This is a genomic window from Arenibacter certesii DSM 19833, from assembly GCF_000429545.1.
In the GTDB taxonomy this organism is placed as follows: Bacteria; Bacteroidota; Bacteroidia; order Flavobacteriales; family Flavobacteriaceae; genus Arenibacter; species Arenibacter certesii.
Map to the genome: position 1 here is coordinate 63,890 of NZ_AUCB01000005.1, position 22,024 is coordinate 85,913.

Genomic DNA, 22,024 nt, shown 5'->3' on the forward strand with positions numbered 1-22,024 from the left:
AATAGCAATGAAAAAATACCTATCACTTTTTACACTAGTATTCTTAGTACTAGTTTCGGCCTGTAAGGAAGGTCCAACCAAATTAGCAGATAATAAGAGTGTTTCGGACCCTATAACTCCCGAAACTGCATTAAAAAGTTATTTGCACAACAATGACTCTCATTATGAGTGGGAAATTAAGGAAACTTATAACCTTGGAGAGTCCACTGTTTACGAGCTATTACTTACTTCCCAAAAATGGCGCGAATTTACTTGGAAACACCAACTTACCCTATTGGTGCCAAAAAAAGTATCTCATGATGGCGCCTTATTATTTATTACGGGGGGAAGCATAAAGGATGGCTCTCCCAATTGGTCGTCCAATAAAGAAAATAAAAGAGCACAAAGTTTTAATCATATCGCAGATAAAAACCAAGCAATTGTAGCGATTATAAAACAAGTTCCTAATCAGCCTCTCTATGATGGGATGGTAGAGGATGAGCTCATATCCTATACCCTACACAATTATAAAAATGACAAAGATTTAACCTGGCCCCTACTTTTCCCTATGGTAAAGAGTGCGGTAAGGGCTATGGACGCCATACAGGAGTTTAGCGATAAAGAATTAAAACAACCAATTACCCGTTTCACTGTTTCCGGAGCCTCTAAAAGAGGGTGGACCACTTGGCTTACTGGTGCTAGTGATAATAGGGTTACCGCAATTGCTCCTATGGTTATAGATGTGCTAAATATGCCTGTAAGCTTAGATTATCACATTACTGCTTGGAATGAATACAGCGTACAGATTAACGATTATATAAAATTAGAAATTCCGCAAACAGTGCGCTCTGCAGACGGAAATGCCCTAACCCAAATGATAGACCCTTACTCATATAGGGATCAACTTACTATGCCTAAACTGATATTTATTGGCACCAATGACGAATATTGGCCAGTAGATGCCGTTAAAAATTACATAGATGATATTCCGGGAGAAAACTACCTTCATTATGTCCCCAATGCTGGCCATGACCTTGGAGGAGGAGAACAAGCCCTTAGGGCACTAAGTGCTTTCTGGGGAAATTCATTGAACGAGGAACCCCTATCCCCTTTAACCTATAATATATCCACGAACACAGAATTGGCTACCCTTACTGTACATTCCACGGCAAAAGATCTACAAAACGCCTATTTATGGTCCGCAGATTCCGAAGATCGAGACTTTAGGGATGAGGAGTGGTCACCTATAAAAATTGACATCACAGATCCGGAAAGTATTATTTACAATATATCCTTCCCTGAGAAAGGATATAAGGCCTTTTATATCGATTTGGAATATACCGATTCCAATGGAGAGCTATACACAAAGAGCACTAGGATGTATGTAACGGATACCAATGAAGTTCTTTAATAAAAAAAGCAGGATTTGGGTAGCGAGCTTTATCGCCCTATTGCTATTAAGCTCACTTTTTTTGTGGCTATCCCTATTTAAAACCAAGCAAACTATAGCCGTAACTAGTTACTATGAATATGATAAGGTAATCCCCCTAAAAGACACTTTAGCCCTACTTGAAGAAACTGATGTTTTTAAATTATATCATTTAAAGTATACTAGTGCACACAACAAAATGGTAACAGGCTTATTGAGTATTCCTAAAAATGAAAAAGCGCCTTACCCTGTAATCATCCTAATGCATGGTCTCGGAGACCATAAAGAGGTAGATTATGTTACATACGGTAATTCCCGCTTCACTAAAAATGGATATGCAGTACTACGTTTAGACATGAGCGACCATGGGGAAAGAAAAGGTGATTTCTATGATTTTGACCTTACAGGAGACTATAAATATTGGACTCGGGAGATTATATCCCAGACGGTCTTTGATTTAAGACGTGCTGTAGATTTTATTGAAACCCAAAAGGAATTGGACGCGAAAAGAATAGGATATTATGGGATTAGCTTGGGAGGAATTACAGGCACTATATTTTGCGGGGTAGAAACGCGGGTAAAAGTACCTATCGTAGCCTTAGCTGGGGGACAACTGAATTTACTTTATGGAAGGACTGGCCTTTCCCATGAAGCGAAAGAATTTACCAGTATTATAGAACCACTCAACTTTGTACAAATGATTGCCCCACGCCCCTTTTTGATGTTAAATGCAGAAAATGATGAAGTAGTTCCGCCAATTATGTCCAAGTTACTGTTTAGGAAGGCAAAACAGCCAAAAGCTATAATTTGGTACAACGCCAAACATAGGGATACTCCTTTAGAAAGAATTTATGGAGATGGCCTAAACTGGTTTAATGAACATTTATAATCAACAAAAAAACATGACCATGAAAAAATCACACAAACCTAAATTTATCCTAGGCCTTTGCCTATCTGTTTTCTTAATAGGATGCGGAGAAAAAAAGAGTAATAACCAAATGGCTACAGAAACCTTGGAGACTGCGGAAATATCACAGAACACACCCAGTACCTGGGCGGAAAAATTAGGATGGCCAGCAGGAAAAAAGGTTATCATGTTACATGCTGATGATATTGGCATGTGTCCAGAAGCCAATATTGCGGCAAAAGCACAGCTAACAGCTGGTCAAATTCAGTCCGCAGCAGTTATGATTCCTTGTCCAAATGCGGAAGAATTTATTAGCTGGGCTATAAAAAATCCGTCTATGGATATAGGCCTCCACCTTACATTAACCAGCGAATGGAAAGATCATCGTTGGGGACCGATTACCGATAAAACCGAAGTTCCGGGCTTATTAGACCCTGAAGCTAAATTATGGCGAAGCGTTCCCGAAGTGGTACAACACGCCACTGCCCAAGAAGTGGAAAAAGAGATTCGTGCTCAAATAGAACAGTCCCTAGCTTGGGGCTATACTCCACATCATATAGACACCCATATGGGGACGCTTTACGGCGATCCCAGTTTTGTAAAAGCTTACATAAAAGTAGCACAGGAATATGGCATCCCAGCCAATATTATTGATATTTCCAATCCAAAAGTATTAGCTATTTTTAAGGAGCAAGGATATCCGTTAGATGATTCGGTAGTGAACATGATTGCGGACTACACGCTCCCAAAATTAGACTTTTTCACTAGTGCGCCTAAGGCGAAATCCTACGAAGAAAAGGTAGAGAACTTTAAAGCATTAATCTTAGGGTTAGAACCAGGACTAACCGAGATTATTTTCCATCCCTCCGTGGAAACAGAAAATTTAAAAGGCATAACCAATTCATGGCAAGAAAGGGTTTGGGAAGCTAAGATGTTTGGAGATCCAGAGTTAATAGAGTTCTTTAAAAACGAGGATATTATTTTTACGAATTGGAGGGAGATAATGAAACGGTTTAAAGAGATGTAAATATAGTAGCAAATAGCAATATTGATACTGTACGAATCATTCCATAGAAAGAAGCCACAAGGAGCTCTTAAATCTATTCTCAAGCTGTATTGGTTAGTTAGTTTGCAACTAAAATATCCATTTAAGTTGAGTCAATATATGATGCATATAGCATAATATATACGAAGCAATTGTCCTTGCTATATGGTTTATTTGTTGGTAGTGGATGGACTACCATCCTGAAGATTTAGGATTAATAATTAAGATATTATAATTATTTATGAATACTACCTCTGGAATTATCCTCGCTATTTCACTTATCATTATCATGTTTGGGATGGGATTATCTCTTACCCTTTCAGATTTTAAAAGGGTATTGATTTATCCAAAAGCAATGATTGTGGGACTTTCTTGCCAAATAATCTTATTACCTTTAATTGGATATCTTATAACCATATATTTAAACCTGTCCCCTACCACCGCTGTTGGCGTGATGTTATTGGCTGCATGTCCTGGAGGCCCCACCTCCAATATGTTATCTTACTTAGCCAAGGGCGACCTGGCGTTATCCGTTTCCCTCACTGCAGTATCTAGTTTACTAACCATCATCACAATTCCTATTATTGTACAATTTGCCCTCATAGAATTTGCTAACCAAAGTTTAGCGGTTTCTGTAGAAGCCCTTACCATGGTAAAGCAATTATTTGTAATCGTATTGATCCCAGTGGGTTTGGGAATGTTGGTTAAAGGCCAATACCCACACTTCGCGCTTAAAATGGATAAACCCGTAAAAATAGCTTCGGCCATAATATTTATTCTAGTAATTATAGGGGTAACCATTAGCATTAAAGATGTATTCATGAGCTACTTGCAGGAAGCAGGGCTCCCAGCTATATTGTTAAATGTAAGTACGATGACCCTAGGTTTTCTATTAGCCGTTATCTTTAAATTATCCAGACCGCAGGCCATTAGCATATCTATAGAAACCGGAATTCAGAACGGGACCTTGGCCATAACTTTAGCTACCATAGCACTTAATAATGCTGAGTACTCCATAGTTCCTGCTATCTACGGACTCCTAATGTTTGTAACCGCCACAGTGATCATATTCATAAGAAAGCCACTTGGCGTAAAAGACGAACTAAGCGTAGAAGAATAATCCTATTTTAACTCCCCTCACACCCCTGTTATATGAGAAAAAAACACCTAATTGTAATTCTAATCCTTTTCATCTTTTTTGTTATTTCTTTTCTAACTAATATTTTAGGGCCATTGATCCCTGATATTATTACGGATTTCGAAATGAGCCTCACTATGGCCGCATTATTACCATTCGCCTTCTTTATAGCCTACGGTGTATTTTCTATTCCTTCTGGAGTTGCTGTAGAGAAATATGGTGAAAAGTCCTCTATCCTAGGCGCTTTTTTCATCGCTTTCTGTGGTGCTATATTGTTCTCGTTGATCCCCACTTTTCCCATTGCTTTACTTTCTCTATTCCTAATAGGTTCTGGAATGGCAATGTTACAAGTTGCAATAAACCCATTATTAAGGGTCGCTGGCGGAGAGGAAAATTTCGCTTTCAATTCCGTATTGGGACAATTGGCCTTTGGACTGGCTTCTTTTGTGAGCCCTTTCCTTTTTTCTTATCTCGTTCTAAATCTAGAAGGTTATTCCGAAACAGGTAACAGCAGTTTTATTATTACGTTTTTTCATAATCTGGTGCCCGCAGAATTACCTTGGGTTTCCTTATACTGGATATTCGCTTTAATTTGTCTACTGATGTTAGTCTTCATCTCCCCAATAAAACTTCCTAAAGTGGAAAGAAATGAGGACGAAAAAACAGGCAATTGGGCAACAAACAAAGATCTCTTAAAAAACAAAAAAGTCATCCTCTATTTCATGGCTGTATTCGCCTATGTGGGCACTGAGCAAGGGGTAGCAAACTGGATGTCCCAGTTTTTATCCCAATACCATGGCTTAAACCCAAGAATTGAAGGAGCAAGCTCTATTTCTTTGTTTTGGGGATTATTAACGGTAGGCTGTATTTTAGGTCTTATATTACTAAAACTAATGGATAGTAAATTAGTTTTAAAACTTTTTTCTGGCGCTGCCATTCTGAGTCTCACCGCTGCTTTATTCGGGACTGCACAAATTGCACTAATTGCATTTCCTATGGTAGGATTTTTTGCTTCTGTGATGTGGTCCATTATTATTTCATTAGCTTTAAATTCCGTACGAAACAACCATGGGGCATTATCCGGTATTTTGTGCTCCGGCATAGTTGGCGGTGCAGTAGTTCCTTTAATCGTAGGTGTTCTTGGAGATGCTATAGGCCTTAGGGGCGGAATGGTGTTTTTATACCTTACTCTTGGCTTTATATTTAGCATTGGCTTTTGGGCCAACCCCCTTATTAACAACGAGACCATTAAAATAAAGGAATTATTTGGTTCTCCTACGCCCCCTAAACCCTTTACCGATTTTAGTAGCAATATTTACAACCAAAAGATTAAAATATGAAGAAGAAAACTATGATTACAGCAGTACCACCACATCAATTAAATAAAACCAATCGCATGAAATTACTATTCTTTCTCTGCTCCTTGACACTGGTATCTTGTAATGAAAAAATGGAAAAATTACCTCAAGTTATTCCATTAGATCATCCTGCCATTGTAGAACAAGCATTTATTTACGAATTGGATAAGGCACTAACTCCGGAGTGCCATGCCTCTACCGTAGAAGTAAGCAATGGTACTGTGGTAGCTTCCTGGTTTGGGGGAACCAAAGAAAAAAATGACGATGTAGGTATTTGGGTATCGCGCAAAACAGACGGCTCTTGGTCTACTCCTGTAGAGGTAGCTAATGGGATACAGGACGATGGCTCTAGATTTCCGTGCTGGAACCCTGTACTGTTTAAGCCAAAAGGACAACCTCTAATGTTATTCTACAAAGTAGGACCCGATCCTAAGGAATGGTGGGGTCTTTATATGACTTCCAATGATGATGGAAAAACATGGTCTGCCCCTACAATGCTTCCGGATGGAGTGTTGGGTCCAATAAAAAATCAGCCTATACAATTGGCCAATGGAGAAATAATTTCTCCTTCCAGTACAGAAAGTGATGAGGACGGATGGCAGATACATATGGAGCATAGTTCAGATTCGGGTAAAACTTGGCACCGGACCGAATCGCTGAACGATGGGAAGGAGTTTGGCGCCATACAGCCGGTAGTATTAGATTATGGAGATGGAAAACTACAGTTATTGAGTCGCACCGAAAACGAGGTAATCTCCCAAAACTGGTCTAATGACTATGGCAAGACCTGGGACAAAATGACCGCTACGGAACTCCCCAATCCAAACTCGGGTATAGATGGAGTAAGTCTAAAAGATGGCCGACAATTGTTGATATATAACCCTACAGGGAAAAACTGGGGCGACCGAGTACCCTTGAGTTTGGCACTATCTACGGATGGCAAAAAATGGAATAGGGTACTAGATTTAGAACCACTACGCGAAAACACGGATAAAGAAGGGGAAGAGTACTCCTACCCTACTATGCTTCTTGCCGATGATGGAATGGTTCATATTGTATATACTTGGAATAGGAAAACAGTAAAATACATAAAATTAGATCCTACAAAGCTTAAATAAAAGGGATAATGAAAAAATGGGGAAAGGTATCACTGAAAATTATGGCTGGGCTTCTATTATTATTAGCCTTAATTTTCTTTTTTGCTACTGCCACTATTGATACCACTCCCTATTTTGAAACGGCGTATTACCATAATACCATTGCAAAAATGGAGCTGGCAGCAAAAAACAAGACGGAATCCAATGGTCCGCTTCTTGCCGGCTTTGCCAAGGTAAATATTACCCCCACGATAGTCAAGGGAAATCCGAATCCAGAAAAAGGAGAATTTAGCGGAATTAAACTAGCAGGGTATGGGGATGGTAAGCTTGCCAAAGGAGTGCACGATTCTATTTATGCAAAAGCCATTGCTTTAGAGGTGGGACAAAAAGAAGTGGTTATAATTAGTGCCGATCTCCTCCTAATGCCAGAACCTATAGTATTGTCAGTTGCAGAAAAACTAAAAGGCATAATTGCAAGGGATCAACTATTATTTGGAGCCACTCATACCCATTCTAGTATTGGCAACTGCCTTCCTAGTTATGTTGGGGAAAGTTTTGGGGGAGAATACCAACCAGAGATGGTTGCATGGCTGAGTGATAAGATAGCCACCCTTATAAAAAAAGCCTTAGCAGACAAACAACCCGCTCAGTTTTCATCGGGGGATATTAGAGTTCCTAATTTGGTGAAAAATAGAATCATCGGAGAGTCGGGAAGGTTAAATGATAGGTTAGATGTGTTATCCTTTAAGCAAGACTCAGGAAAAAGCGCAACTATAGGAGTCTATTCTGCACATGCCACTGTGATAGGAACATTTAATGACGAATTCAGCGGGGATTACCCAGGTTATTTTCAGCGACATTTAGAGGAGAACGGAACTGACCTTGCTCTTTTCTTTGCTGGCACAGTAGGTAGTCATTCTAACAAAGGAGAAGGCGAAAAATTTGAGAAAGCCAAATATATAGGGGAAACCTTGGCAGATTCTGCTCAAGTAATTTTACATGGATTAGAATATCATGCAGACCTCCACTTATCAACCATCAATACAGAATTGGAGATTCCAAAACTACAGTTCTTTAAGATTTCTGACCGATTGCGATTGTCTCCATTTTTTGGAAAAAAATTGATGCCTAAAATAACATCTATCCCTTTGCAAGGATTAAAATTAAACCATCTTGTTTGGATTACCCTACCCTATGAATTAAGTGGTGAGTATGGATTAGACCTTAAAAATGCAATGGAAGCTGCAGATCATCAATTGGTCCTAAGTAGTTTCAACGGACAATATCTAGGCTATATCATACCTGCAAAATACTATTATTTTGACACCTATGAAGCGGCACTAATGGGATGGTACGGCCCTAGCATGGGAGATTACCTTATGGAACTTAATTTTAAAATGGCCAATGCGCTTATTCATCCCAATTTGTAAAGCAGCAGAATTATGAAGACGCTTAAAAAAATTTTAAAAATAACGGGAGTTGTTCTCCTACTCACCTTAATTGCGGCTGCTTCCATAGCCATGTATAATTGGCGAGACCGAAATCCAGGGTATGCACTTGATCTAAAAATAGAGAACAAATCAATGAATCCCATTAGAGCAGGGTTTGCAAAAAGACCTATTACTCCAACCATCATAGATACATGGAACGATGCCAATGGCAATCATAAATACAATAAGAAGGAGGGCGACACGTATAATGACAACAATAATAATGGGAAGTTTGATGCCTACTGGATTGCTGGAATGAGCAATGCAAAACCTGCACAGGGAGTGCATGACGATGTTTGGTCTAGAGTAATGGTTATTGAGGATAATAGTTCAAGAATTGCCATGATCTCATTGGATGCTATCGGCTTTTTACATGGCGATGTGGTAGCTATACGAAACCGAATTCCCAAGGAACTTGGGATTGACTACACCCTTATATCCTCTACCCACACCCATGAAAGCAATGACCTTATTGGAATATGGGGCGAGAATATGTTCAACACAGGGGTAAACCCTGAAATGATGGAATATGTAAAGACACAGACCGTAGCAGCTATCACCGAAGCAGTTGGCAATATGCGCAGTGCCAAACTAGTCTTTGCAGAAGACCTTTCGGGAGCCGATGGAGCGTTTATTAAAGACACCAGAGAGCCTATTGTAAAAGCAACAGGAATACATCTTATGCAGGTGTTGGATGCCGAAAACGAAACTACCATGGGTACGCTGATCAATTGGTCCAACCACCCAGAAACGCTTTGGTCCCAGAACCTTCTAATCAGCTCAGATTTCCCTCATTTTATAAGGGAAGCTGTAGAGAGCGGGGTGTACCATAACGACCAATTAATGGAAAAAGGCTTAGGGGGAATGGCCATTTATTTTACTGGGGCAATAGGCGGACTCATGGCGCCGCATCCCTCCTTGCCCATTCCAGATCCTTTCACAGGAGAGGAATATTTGGAACCTACCTTCAAGAAAACAAAGGCATTGGGGGATCAAATTGCCTTATTATCCCTAGCAGCCCTAAAACAAAAAGGGGACACTATTCCAGAAAGTAATATTTCCTTAAGCGCTAAAACACTCTCTGCTCCAGTTGAAAACAATACATTTAAACTTACCAGTGCCATTGGGCTAATCCAGATGGGAATGCCCGAATATTTTAAGCTTAGGACCGAAGTTGGTGCCATCCGCATTGGTCCCAGCCTTTGGCTAAGCATTCCAGGAGAAATCTATCCCGAAATTGTATTTGGTGGCATTGAAGCGCCTGAAGGGAGCGATTTTAATATTGATCCCATTGAAGTCCCTCCCATAGCAGAATTTATTAAGGACCAATATAAATTTTACCTTGGATTATCCAATGACGAGATTGGATATATCATCCCTAAAAGCCAGTGGGATGTAGAAAAACCCTATCTCTATAATCGAGAAAGAGCCACTTATGGGGAAAGTAACTCCCTAGGCCCAGAAACCGGTCCTTTAATTTATAAAGCTCTAATAGAAGTGATTCAAGATTTGGATTGATACAATTAAATTAATCCCATTTTTAAGAGCAACTTTAGATATTTAAAATTTGAGCGGGTTACTACCTTCAACATAACAATTATCGTATATTTAAGCAAATGAACTGATTCTGTGCCATTTAGTGATTTTAGAAAAATCCGTTCTTATCTTATAATCCTTTTCCCAACATCTAGACAAATTTCGGCAAGTATACTTCCCAGTTTCGGGCCAGGCTCTCTTATTGGACCATTATCGATGCTTTCCCCTGCTTGACTTCTATATGGATATAATATCACTATCACCATATACAATACCATAAGAATTTATAAAAAGAAACCAGTGAAATACGGACCGACCTTAGCTGTTTTAAAGTAGTTAATTTGCAACTCAAATGCTTTCAGTTTTAATGGACCATTTTCATTATTCATTGAAAATATACCCAAGTTGAAAATTAGATTTAATAGGCAACATCCCAATTATCTAATCAATTTCCCATAACTTTAAGGTCCTCAAAAAAGCAGGAAAGAAGTAGATGTACAGCATTATAGATATAGAAACCACTGGGAATGGTATTAAGGGCAATAGGATAACAGAAATCTCCATATTTAATTTTGACGGTACGGAGGTAGTGGACGAATTCACTTCTTTAGTAAATCCGGAATGTCCAATACCCCAGTTTATTACCGGCCTAACTGGAATAGACGATAACATGGTACGGAATGCCCCCAAATGGGAGGAAATAGCCGACACGGTTTTGGAAATGACCCAAAACACCATTTTCGTGGCCCATAGTGTCAACTTCGACTATAATGTGATAAAAAATGAATTTGAAAATTTAGGAATTATCTATGTTCGGAAGAAACTCTGTACGGTAAGACTTTCCCGTAAATTAATTCCGGGCTTTAACTCCTATAGTTTGGGAAAACTATGCTCCGCCTTAAATATTCCCTTAACCGATAGGCATAGAGCAAGAGGAGACGCACATGCTACCGTTTTGTTATTTAAAAGATTACTTGATGCCGAAGGAGCTAATGATGTATTTAAAACCTTCCTTAACTCGCGTTCTCAAGAAGCTACCCTTCCACCTGGCCTGCCAAAAGAGGTTTTTGATAAACTCCCCAACGCGGCAGGGGTCTATTATTTTAAAGACGAAAATGGTAATATAATATATATCGGAAAGGCCATAAATATTAAGAAAAGAGTCCTCGGCCATTTCTATAATAAATCCAATAAAGAAAATCTACTATGTAAAGCTACTCACGACATAGATTATGAGCTTTCAGGTAGTGAATTAGTGGCGCTTTTAATGGAGTCCCATGCTATAAAGCAACATTACCCTAAGTTTAATGTTAGTCAAAAAAGAAATACACAAGAGTATGCTATTTTTACTTATGAGGATAGAAATGGCATCATCCATCTAGCCTACAACAATGCAAAGATGGTTATGGACCCTATTTGTACATTCAATAATATTACGGAATGTAGGTTCTTTCTAGAAGATATTTGCCAATCCCATAACCTATGTCCGAAATTCTGTCATTTACAGGAAAACACACAAAGTTGTTCTCACTTTAGCCTTAGCAGCTGCCAAGGGATTTGTAGGGGTAAAGAAGTAATTACAGACTATAATGAAAGAGTAGAAGAGGCCATAGAAAAAGTAAAAGAGAAGAATATACATATTTTAATTACTGAAAAAGGAAGACAGCCTAATGAAAATGCGTTTGTTTTAATAACTGATGGTCAGTACAAGGGGTTTGGTTTTATCCAAAAAAGCGAGCAGATTACTAGCTTGGAGGTCTTAGAAACCTATTTGGAACGCAAAAAAGAAAATTTAGACACGAAACGAATTATTGCTGGCTACCTCAAAAAATTTCCCCATAAAAGTATGCCACTACCACTGACATCAATTTAGGAAAACCTAAAAAGAACAATTAGGCCCCACTTCTATAAATTGTAATTATTTCTTTTTGCCGCTGCTTAAAAACACAAGCACTATACCAACCAATGCTACGCACACCACGGCAAAGATGGCGATCATTACAATTCCATTATTCCAGTTCACCAAGGGTAAAAATCTCATCATTATCTAAGAAGTTAAAAAATTTCAAAATGCTAAAGTAGGTAATAGTAGCAGCCGAAATTATGACAATTGTCAGTCTTTAAAATTTATCCCCAGTCCAGCTATTACCGCCATTTATTATCAAAAGACATTAAAATATCCAGAAACCATTGCTATTAGTCAAATAAAAGGTCTTCGCAAAAAATATTGCAAGCAAGTTTAACAACTGAAAAATAGCAACTTTACTTCAAAAAGAAATGCCCAAACAATGAGAGAACAAAGTCCATTATTTGAGCATAATAACTTAACAAGTTTACGCTTTACAAAACTATAATGTTGTTGGACACACATAGTCGGTTACCGGTATTCCGCTTTTCTTTATATCGGCAAATCCTCCTGCTATATCTATAAGATTGTGTATACCCCTGCTCTTAAGGATTGAAGCAGCAATAACCGATCTATATCCACCTGCACAGTGCACATAGAAAGGCTCCTTTTTAGGAAACTCTGCCATATATCGATTAAGATAATCTAAAGGTGTATTTTCCGCATCCAAGACGTGCTCTGATTGGTATTCTGTTTCTTTTCTTACATCATAAACAGGAGCTTTTTCTTTAGACAATATAGTTTTTAACTCTTTTGCCGGAATTGAGGTTATGGTATCATAATCCTTACCTGCATCTTTCCAAGCTGAGAAACTACCCTTAAGGTATCCGATTGTTGCATCAAAACCAACTCTGGATAGGCGAATAATAGCTTCTTCTTCCCTCCCCTTATCCGTTACCAATATTATAGGTTGTTCTACATCTGCGATTAAAGCTCCTACCCAAGGTGCAAATCCGCCATCTAAACCAATAAAGATAGACCTGGGGATATGTCCTTTTACAAAATCGTTCTGATGGCGTACATCTAATATTATCGCATTGGTAGCATTAGCCGCTTCCTCAAACTCGTCTGGTGAAAACGCAGTAGTTCCTTTTTCTAGGATCTCTCCAATATCTGCGTAACCTTCCTTGTTCATTTTCACGTTCAAAGGAAAATATTGAGGAGGAGGTAGAAGTCCGTCTGTAACTTCCCTAATAAATTCTTCCTTGGTCATATCTGCCCTTAAGGCGTAATTCATTTTCTTCTGGTTGCCCAAAGTATCCACGGTTTCCTTCATCATATTTTTTCCACAAGCGGATCCTGCTCCGTGGGCTGGATAAACAATTACCTCATCGTTCAACGGCATTATTTTATTCCTAAGGCTATCAAACAAAATCCCCGCAAGATCTTCTTGAGTCATGTTAGCCGCTTTTTGTGCTAAATCTGGCCTACCTACATCTCCTAGGAACAAGGTGTCTCCAGAGAAAATAGCGTGGTCCTTTCCATTTTTATCCTTCAATAAATAGGTAGTACTTTCCATGGTATGCCCAGGGGTATGAAGAACTTTTATGGTGAGCTCACCCAACGGAAACTCCTGTCCATCTTCAGCTATAATAGCGTCATAAGAAGGGTTGGCCAAAGGACCAAATACAATGGGGGCCCCAGTTTCCTTAGAAAGGGTTATATGTCCACTTACAAAATCGGCATGAAAATGCGTTTCAAAAATATATTTCACCTTGGCATTATCCTCTTTTGCACGTTTTATATAAGGCTCTACTTCTCGCAGCGGATCTATAATAGCCACTTCCCCTTTACTCTCTATATAGTAAGCTCCCTGTGCCAAACACCCTGTATATATCTGCTCAATTTTCATCTCTCTAAATTTTATATTTTTATTTATTTCAGCATTAACCCATGTCCTCATTGACCAGCTTGCAACCTATTGAACCAAATAATTTCCGTGAGGATTACAAGGGGAATAACACTGTTAACGTCTATTTCTACTAGGTCTAAAATTTTGGCGCACCTTACAAAAGTAATAGTTTCCTTTCACTTGGCAGGCAATATTATTCCCATCGGTTTTGGTAGGCTACTCTTTCCCGTAATGCAGAGATGGAGTTAGGATCGTCAAAATAATCTACCGCCTCCTTTATTTTCACAAAAAGGTATGCTTTATCTAAAGAATTGACAATTCCGCTTTTAAAAATAATATCCCTTGTTGGCCCTATTGCCCCTGCAATATAAAACTGTACATTCATTTTATGAATATCTCCAATCACTTGGATCAGCATATTAGAGGCACTTGCATCTATATAATTAATAGCTTCGGCGTTTAAAATCACTGCTTTTAAGTTAGGACCTTTCGCATTGATAAATTTGAAAAGCTGACTTTTAAAATAAGCGGTATTCCCAAAATAAAGCTGAGAGTCGAACCTAACGATCAAAAGATCGTCACGAATCTCAACCTCATTCCCAAAACGATTAATATTCTTATAATAGTCTGATCCTTTTATTTTTCCCAAAACTACAAAGTGGGGTTTAGAAGTCCTGTAAACCAACAATAATAAGGCTAACAATACCCCTATAACGATTCCTTGGACAATACCTACTGAAAGTGTAATTAAAAAAGTAAGTCCCAGAACCAAGAATTCATCTTTATGTCTTTTCCACAAATATTTTGGGTAAGACAGGTCGATTAAACCAAACACCGAAACCATAATTATAGATGCCAAAGCTGCTTTAGGCAAATTATAGAACAAGGGAGTTAAAAACAACAAGGTTAATATCACCATTATTACACTAACAACAGAGGCAATAGTACTTTTTGCTCCTGCTTCAAAATTAATAGCAGATCTAGAAAAGCTAGAGGTAACAGGATAAGCTTGAAAAAAGGAACCAATCATATTTGCACTGCCCAAAGCCACCAATTCCTGACTGGGATCTATGGTCTCTTCCCTGTTCTTTTCCTCAAATGCCTTACCAATGGAGATAGCCTCCAGGTATCCCAACAAGGCCAAGGTCAATGCAATTGGCCATATCTGGGTTATCTTTTCCCATGTTATATTATGCATCTGGAAACTGGGCAATCCTGCTGGTACGTAACCCACCACTTGCACATCATAGATTTCCAAATTAAAAAAGTAGACAACTAAAGTACTTAATACAACAACCACTAGAATTGCGGGAAATTTTTTAAACCATTTTTTGAAAGATAGTATTATAAGAATACCGGCAAGGCCGATTCCAAAATCGTAAATATTGGTATCTCCAAGGTTTTGAATGGTATTGACTACTAGGATGTGAAACTTATTGCTGTTCGCAATATCGGCACCTAACAGATGCTTTATCTGACTAAAAATTATAATTAGAGCAGCTGCAGAGGTAAAGCCACTGATAACAGGTTTAGACATAAAATTTACCAAAAACCCCATCCTCAGCAACCCTAAAATCAATTGGAAAAGTCCCACCATAAAAGACAGGAACAGTGCCATGAGGATATAATTCTCTACTCCAGTAATTGCTAGAGTCCCTAATCCTGCAGCCACAAGTAGTGAATCCATAGCTACAGGCCCAACCGCTATTTGTCTAGATGTACCCAGAAAAGCATACACAAGCACGGGAAAGATGGAAGCATAAAGTCCGTATACGGGCGGTAAGCCTGCAATCATCGCGTAAGCCATCCCTTGAGGAATCAAAATTATCCCAACTGTAAGTCCGGCTACAATATCCTTTCCAAAATATGATTTTTTATATTTTGGTAGCCAATCCAAAAAAGGGAAAAATTTTCTCATCTGTCAAAATTAGTATTAAATACTTAAATCGAATCTAAACACCCTTATTCAATTTAAATACTATTTCATCTTAAAGCAAGATATACACAGATATGCAGACCAAAGGCATATCATTTGAAATTATTTAGATTAAATCTCCTATCTTGTGCGCTTAAATTTCCAAAATAAGCAACAATGCAAAACTATCCAACTCTTATACTGTTCTGTCTATTAGGTTTACTATTTACACAGTGTAGTACTGTGAAATCTGTTGCCCAGCAAGATGATGACGGCTGGGCAGAAATGTTTAACGGAAAGGACATAGAAGATTGGACTACCAAGATTCACCATTATGAAGTTGGTGACAATTATGGCGACACCTTTAGAGTTGAGGATGGTATTATTAAAGTGCGATATGATAAATATGAAGGCGACTTTAATGAAAGATATGGCCATCTATTTTACAATACACCCTATTCTTATTACCATTTAATAATTGAATATAGGTTTGTAGGGGAGTTACATCCAGGTGCTCCCGGCTATACCATAAAAAACAGTGGAGTTATGTTTCACTCCCAAGATCCAAATACCATCCTAAAGGAACAAGATTGGCCCATATCTGTAGAAATGCAATTTTTAGCAGGCTTGGAGGAAGGCAAATCTCGTCCTACAGGAAATATGTGTTCCCCAGGAACGGATGTGGTCTATGAAGGAAAAATAGACCCTCGCCATTGTATAAATTCAACTTCCAAAACCTATTATGGAGATCAATGGGTACGTGCAGAAGCCATTGTTTTAGGTAGTTCTTTAGTGACGCACATAGTTAACGGGGAAAAAGTATTAGAATATTCCAATCCACAAATTGGAGGTGGAGTGGCCAATAGATACGACCCGGCAATTAAAATAGATGGAAAATTGTTGAAAGAGGGGTTTATTGGGTTACAATCTGAAGGTCAGCCCATAGATTTTAGGAAAGTATCCATTAAAAATCTTAAAGGTTGTATGGATCCAAAAGCTAAAAATTATAAGAGTTACTATATAGAGCCCGATGCAGAGAACTGCAAATACTAATTAAAGATCACGTCCTTATTTATTATTACACCTAGTGTTAGGTGAAGGTTAGAATAAACCTAGTGAATGTTGCCCCCTACAGGGAGTCCGCTTGGTACTCTTTCTGGTATATCCGTATCAAAATCAGGATCGTTAAGCGTGTTTAAAAAGGAAATTATTCTAGACATATCCTTTACACTCAGCCGTAGTTCCCTAACTAATGGATCAAACATTTCTTTGGATACATTGGGGTTTCTAGTTTTTCCAAAAGAAATATCCTCATAGAACTCCAACACTTGTCTTAGGTCCGGGAAACTACCATTGTGCATATAGGGTGCTGTAAACCTTAAATTTCTCAAGGTGGGTGTTCTAAAGGCATAACTACTATCCAAACCGCTATCTGGCACATCTAACTTGCTATTCTCTGGCACTCCCAAAACATGTAATTTATAATCCGAAAACATAGGACCATTATGACAATTGATGCAGCCAACGGATTTAAAAAGCGCAAAACCTTCCTTTTCCGAACTAGAAATAGCATCTAAATCCCCATTCATATACTGATCAAATCGGGAATTATTGGCTATCAATGTTCTTTCAAATGCAGCAATAGCTTTAGCAATATGTATGCTATCTATAGAAACATGGTCACCAAATGCCTTATTAAAAAGATCCCTATACTCAGGAATATTTTTAAGTCTTTGTGTGACTTCCTGTAATATCTCCGATTTCTCAAAATGATTCCCTCTCATTTCTTCCAGGGTTTTAATGGGTTCCAAAGCTTGATCCTCAAGGCTCTTTATCCGATCATCCCAGAACATGGGCGCTTCCAAAGGATCATACTCATACTTATCGGTAATACCGTTAAAAGCCGTATTTAGAATAGTTGGGGAGTTACGTTTCATCAAGGGAATGGTATTGGGTGAGTTAAATACTCTTTTACTACTTAACCCCTTACCATTAGCACCAATGGAAAGATCTAAAAATTCTGCATATCCAGTAGAAGGATGATGGCAACTTGCACAGGAAACATCCTTTCCCCCCGAGAGAATAGGGTCATAAAATAAGACTTTCCCTAAATATTCCTTATCTGCGGAATTGGGATTGTCGGAAGGGAATCTAATTTCAGATGGCAATGCGGCTACAGTAGGCATTTGCCTAACAGGCTCAGGATTATTAATGTTCTCAACTTTAGGATTCCCACAGCTTATCCAAAGCATAGGCAAAATCAACATATAATTTAAGGTGGCACATTTCATCTATTAGATACTTTTCATAAAAATATTAAATACTTTTCATAAAAACATATATTCTTGGCCCTGTATAACTTAAGGTGAAAAGGAACTAAAGTTTTAAAATTTTAATATGGTTCCGGTTAAGTTCTATTTCACCGTCATTTTCCATCTTTTTCAGTAACCTAGAGACCACCACTCGGGAAGTGTGCAAGTCGTACGCAATTTCCTGATGCGTTGTATAAACAACATTATTCTGGGTTACCTTGGCTTTATCATGTAAATGTTTAAGTAAACGCTCATCCATCTTTAAAAATGCCAAGGAATCTACCGTCTCCATCAACTCCATCATCCTAGAATGATAGCTATCTAAAATAAATCGCTGCCAAGTTTTATATTTCCCCATCCAGCTTTCCATATATTCAACGGGAATCATCAGCAATTCGGTGTCCATTTCGGCCATTGCCCTTATTTCGCTCTTTTTACCTCCAAAACAGCAAGAAAACGTCATAGCACAGGTATCACCTCGCTCAATAAAATAAAGAAGTAGCTCGTTTCCATCGTCATCTTCTCGCATCACTTTCACGGCACCTTGCAATAAGAGGGGCATTGTTTGAACATTATCGCCAATATCCATTAATTTTTCGCCTTGCCCTATTTTTTTATAAATACCTACATTTCTAATTTCTTCCAACAATTCTTTCTCAAATAGATACCCGTAATAACGATCTAAAGCTTCTATCATGTTTGTTCTCTTTAATTATTGGTCTCGATTATCACTTTGAATATATTTCCCGAGTTTTTAAGCTTTTGAAAACCAGCATGTAATTGGGACTGCGCCACATTATAAGGGTAAAAAGTGATAGGCTCCAGGCATACCATATTAGACACCTCGGTCCACAGCATAAAGTGTTCAAAACCTTCGGTCTTAATCGTTAATTTCTTACCATCTGACAAAGTTAAAATGTTACAATCCAAAATGGGAAGCGCCCTATTCCCAACGGCCAATATTTGATCTAAAGAAACAGTTTTATTGCCAGCGATAACTACTGGATTGGCCGTATGAAGTTTAAAGGCCGGATGATATCCCAACATAAATGGCATGCCTTCTTCTCCTTTTATCTCAAATTGAACGGTTAATCCTCCCTCATTTAGATGATACGATTTCAAGAACTCAAAGCTATAAGGCCAAGACAGATGTTCCTCTGTGGATTTGTCTGGGAACTTACTATTCTTTACCTCTGAACCTGCAACATATTTTTTAATAAAGATGGCGCTAGTTTCCGTATGATGGGCGAGTTCATAGTTTAGTTCACGGAGCAGGCCATGTTGGTCCTGTAATGCCACCCCATTTGCGGTTTCCACTCTAAAATTTGCCGCTTGCGTAGGCCCAATTATAGGAAACATCTCCGTGTCCGAATTCCTCCAACCAGGACTCCCTTTTTGGTGAATAAACTCATGACCATCTACATTATATCCCACTAATTCTCCAGAATCTATTGTGACCTTTTTTTCGTTTTTTATTAAATTCAGCATCCTTTTTTATTGTTGTATTAATCTAAATATTATTAAGGCAATTCTATTATTATCACCTCTTTACATTTTATGGCAAAAGCAGGGCTTAACGATATAAACCATAGCCCTATGGCGATCCTATTCCAAGAATCCTATTTCTTTCATCCATTCATCGTTAAAAATTTTGCCAACATATCTGCTTCCGTGATCGTGAAATAAAACTACCACCACATCGTCTTTAGTAAAATGATTTGCTAATTGCAATACACCTTTTATTGCTGCTCCTGCAGAATTCCCTAAAAACATAGCTTCCTCCTTGGCTAACCGCCGAGTATAAATTGCCGCATCCTTATCGGTAACCTTTGTAAATCCATCTATAATATTAAAATGTACATTTTTTGGTAGAATATCTTCACCTATCCCTTCCGTAGTATAGGGATAAATCTCTTTATCGTCAAAAATACCCGTTTCATGATATTTCTTAAAAATAGATCCATAGGTATCTACCCCCCAAATCTTAATATTCGGATTCTTTTCCTTTAGATAGGTCCCAACTCCAGAAATGGTTCCTCCGGTACCCACACCTACCACAAAATGAGTAATCTTACCCTCGGTTTGCTCCCATATCTCTGGACCAGTACTTAGGTAGTGCGCTTTGTAATTGGAGGGATTGTCATATTGATTTACATACCAAGAATTCGGCGTTTCCTCAGACAACCTTTTCGCCGTTGAATAATAACTTTTTGGGTCTTCTGGGGGAACATTAGTAGGGCATACATAAACTTCGCTACCCATAGCCCTAAGAATATCTACCTTTTCCTTGGACTGCTTGTCACTAATAACGCAAACCATTTTATATCCTTTGATAATGGCCACCAACGCAAGTCCCATGCCCGTATTTCCCGAAGTACTCTCTATAATTGTTCCTCCAGGTTTTAGCAAGCCCGAAGTTTCTGCATCCTCAACCATCTGAAGTGCCATTCTATCCTTCACAGAATTACCAGGATTAAATGTCTCATATTTAGCAATTACCAAGCAAGGCAAAGCTGCCGTTATACGGTTTAATTTAATCAGGGGCGTATTCCCTATTGTTCCAAGTATATTCTCCGAGTACTCCATATGCTATAAAGATAATGGATTATTAAAGGAACAACAATTTACCTTATTTTGGATTAATATATAATCATTCCTTTTTAAAGACAATTATGTAGTTGATGTATACCGACAATAAGCATACTCTTACATAAAATCATCATGATAAGACAAAACTGATATAGATTGATACTATATCACCCCAATACTAATCAGAAAAGCATCGAGGTTTAAATTATTTAGCAATCCTATTAAGTTTATTCAAACTTAATGGCCTTAACCGGAGAAATTTTAGTAATTACATAGGAAGGAATCAGTAGCATCAACAAACATAAAAACAAGACTCCTATATTTAGCGCCAACACCATCCAAACATCAATATACACCGGCACATAGTCTATATAATATTCCTTTGGGTTAGGAAACTTCAACATTCGAAATTTATACTGTAGCCCAATAAAACCCAATCCAATAATATTCCCCAAGAGTAGACCCACCCCTATAAGGTAACTGGCATTGTACAGAAATATTTTTCTGATGCTCCAATTAGAAGAACCTAATGCCTTTAGTATCCCAATCATCTGGGTACGTTCTAGAATCAGCACCAAGAGGGCGGTAATCATATTAAAGCCCCCCACTATAATCATAATTCCGATAATGATAGCGATATTTAAATCGAAGAGTCCGATCCACTCAAATATTCTAAAATATTTACCTTGAATGGTCTGGGTATCTAGATCGGACAAGGTTTTTCCATAGATCTCTTTTGCTTTGACTTCCATGTCATCAAAATTATCCAGAAAGATCTCAAAATTACCCACCTCATTATCGGCCCATTTATTCATATGGCGAATATGGCGGATATCGATAAAAATGTAAGATGCATCGAGTTCCTCAAATCCACTGTCATAAATTCCTGTGATAGTAAATTTACGTTGGTTAGGCATTTTAGATTCGTCGTCCTCCTTAAAAAAGATCGATATAAAAGTATCGCCTGTTTTAAAATTTAGCCTGTTGGCCAAGACATGTGATATTAGAACCTCATCATTCAACTCCCCTGTATAATCGGGAAGTTTACCATCTATTAAAAATTCTTTAAAAACCTCCCAATTAAAATCGTTGCCCACTCCTTTGGCAATAATTCCTTCAAAAGTTTCCTCGGTCCTAATTATACCAGCTTTTGCGGCCACACCCTGAATGTGCTGTATACCACTGATGTTTTTAAACTCAGGGTAAAATTCCTGCTCTAGAGAAACGGGGACAACGGATACGTCCGAATTATTATTATCGTAATTGTAAATCTGGATATGCCCGTTAAATGCAGCAATCTTCTCCCTTATCTTGTGTTTTAATCCTACGCCTGTCGCTATTGCCACCAACATCATTATTACACCCAGAGCAATTGCTGCGATTGCAATTTTTATTATTGGAGCAGATATACTAATTTTATGCTCTTTTGCAGTTACTAGCCGCTTGGCAATAAAAAATTCTAAATTCAAAT

At 38.3% G+C, this 22,024-nt stretch carries 18 protein-coding genes; 10 read left to right on the forward strand and 8 right to left on the reverse strand.

Translation table 11 applies throughout. From position 1 onward, the window contains the following. Window positions 1-7: 7 nt before the first annotated feature. From G466_RS0102325 to G466_RS0102370, 9 genes are all read left to right on the forward strand, one after another. On the forward strand, window positions 8-1,390 hold the full coding sequence (locus G466_RS0102325) for a PhoPQ-activated pathogenicity-related family protein (RefSeq protein ID WP_026812200.1): 1,383 nt from the start codon (window positions 8-10) through the stop codon (window positions 1,388-1,390). Further along, on the forward strand, window positions 1,377-2,297 hold the full coding sequence (locus G466_RS0102330; protein ID WP_026812201.1) for an alpha/beta hydrolase: 921 nt from the start codon (window positions 1,377-1,379) through the stop codon (window positions 2,295-2,297). The genes G466_RS0102325 and G466_RS0102330 overlap by 14 nt, the downstream gene beginning before the upstream one ends. Window positions 2,298-2,316: 19 nt before the next feature. Then, window positions 2,317-3,342, forward strand: a complete 1,026-nt coding sequence (locus tag G466_RS0102335; protein WP_026812202.1) for a polysaccharide deacetylase family protein — start codon at window positions 2,317-2,319, stop codon at window positions 3,340-3,342. 259 nt (window positions 3,343-3,601) lie between these two features. Then, window positions 3,602-4,480 carry a bile acid:sodium symporter family protein gene (locus G466_RS21285; protein WP_034234424.1) on the forward strand — a complete coding sequence of 293 codons (879 nt, stop codon included), beginning with the start codon at window positions 3,602-3,604 and terminating at the stop codon, window positions 4,478-4,480. A 32-nt stretch (window positions 4,481-4,512) separates the two neighbouring features. Continuing rightward, window positions 4,513-5,838, forward strand: a complete 1,326-nt coding sequence (locus G466_RS21290; RefSeq protein ID WP_084418680.1) for a sugar MFS transporter — start codon at window positions 4,513-4,515, stop codon at window positions 5,836-5,838. Beyond that, on the forward strand, window positions 5,835-6,974 hold the full coding sequence (locus G466_RS21295) for a sialidase family protein (RefSeq protein WP_205622017.1): 1,140 nt from the start codon (window positions 5,835-5,837) through the stop codon (window positions 6,972-6,974). Before G466_RS21290 ends, G466_RS21295 begins: the two co-directional genes overlap by 4 nt. A gap of 8 nt (window positions 6,975-6,982) precedes the next feature. Beyond that, complete coding sequence (locus G466_RS0102355) at window positions 6,983-8,383, forward strand: neutral/alkaline non-lysosomal ceramidase N-terminal domain-containing protein (RefSeq protein WP_026812203.1); 1,401 nt, start codon at window positions 6,983-6,985, stop codon at window positions 8,381-8,383. A 12-nt stretch (window positions 8,384-8,395) separates the two neighbouring features. Next, window positions 8,396-9,961 (forward strand): hypothetical protein, encoded by a 1,566-nt coding sequence (locus G466_RS0102360; protein ID WP_026812204.1) that lies wholly within the window; start codon window positions 8,396-8,398, stop codon window positions 9,959-9,961. 511 nt (window positions 9,962-10,472) lie between these two features. Beyond that, complete coding sequence (locus G466_RS0102370; protein ID WP_026812205.1) at window positions 10,473-11,852, forward strand: exonuclease domain-containing protein; 1,380 nt, start codon at window positions 10,473-10,475, stop codon at window positions 11,850-11,852. A gap of 45 nt (window positions 11,853-11,897) precedes the next feature. Here G466_RS0102370 and G466_RS24580 read toward each other — a convergent pair whose 3' ends face one another. The 3 genes from G466_RS24580 to G466_RS0102385 form a co-directional block, all read right to left on the reverse strand. Then, window positions 11,898-12,023, reverse strand: coding sequence for a hypothetical protein (locus G466_RS24580; RefSeq protein ID WP_262482311.1), 126 nt, complete (start codon window positions 12,021-12,023; stop codon window positions 11,898-11,900). A gap of 304 nt (window positions 12,024-12,327) precedes the next feature. Continuing rightward, entirely contained in the window at window positions 12,328-13,737 is a 1,410-nt protein-coding gene (locus G466_RS0102380) for an MBL fold metallo-hydrolase (RefSeq protein WP_026812206.1), read from the reverse strand. A gap of 193 nt (window positions 13,738-13,930) precedes the next feature. Then, window positions 13,931-15,655, reverse strand: coding sequence for a SulP family inorganic anion transporter (locus G466_RS0102385; RefSeq protein WP_026812207.1), 1,725 nt, complete (start codon window positions 15,653-15,655; stop codon window positions 13,931-13,933). A gap of 174 nt (window positions 15,656-15,829) precedes the next feature. Between G466_RS0102385 and G466_RS0102390 the strand changes: the two genes are divergently transcribed. After that, window positions 15,830-16,705 carry a 3-keto-disaccharide hydrolase gene (locus G466_RS0102390; RefSeq protein ID WP_026812208.1) on the forward strand — a complete coding sequence of 292 codons (876 nt, stop codon included), beginning with the start codon at window positions 15,830-15,832 and terminating at the stop codon, window positions 16,703-16,705. Between the two features lie 59 nt (window positions 16,706-16,764). Here G466_RS0102390 and G466_RS0102395 read toward each other — a convergent pair whose 3' ends face one another. The 5 genes from G466_RS0102395 to G466_RS0102415 form a co-directional block, all read right to left on the reverse strand. Then, window positions 16,765-17,943, reverse strand: coding sequence for a cytochrome-c peroxidase (locus G466_RS0102395; protein ID WP_026812209.1), 1,179 nt, complete (start codon window positions 17,941-17,943; stop codon window positions 16,765-16,767). An 85-nt stretch (window positions 17,944-18,028) separates the two neighbouring features. Continuing rightward, window positions 18,029-18,661, reverse strand: a complete 633-nt coding sequence (locus G466_RS0102400) for a Crp/Fnr family transcriptional regulator (protein WP_026812210.1) — start codon at window positions 18,659-18,661, stop codon at window positions 18,029-18,031. 11 nt (window positions 18,662-18,672) lie between these two features. Continuing rightward, window positions 18,673-19,452, reverse strand: coding sequence for an aldose epimerase family protein (locus G466_RS0102405; RefSeq protein ID WP_026812211.1), 780 nt, complete (start codon window positions 19,450-19,452; stop codon window positions 18,673-18,675). 117 nt (window positions 19,453-19,569) lie between these two features. Continuing rightward, a complete protein-coding gene (locus G466_RS0102410) occupies window positions 19,570-20,550 on the reverse strand; it encodes a PLP-dependent cysteine synthase family protein (RefSeq protein WP_026812212.1) in 981 nt (326 codons plus the stop codon). 230 nt (window positions 20,551-20,780) lie between these two features. Next, window positions 20,781-22,022: an ABC transporter permease gene (locus G466_RS0102415; RefSeq protein ID WP_026812213.1), complete on the reverse strand. Its 1,242-nt coding sequence runs from the start codon at window positions 22,020-22,022 to the stop codon at window positions 20,781-20,783. Window positions 22,023-22,024: the final 2 nt, after the last annotated feature.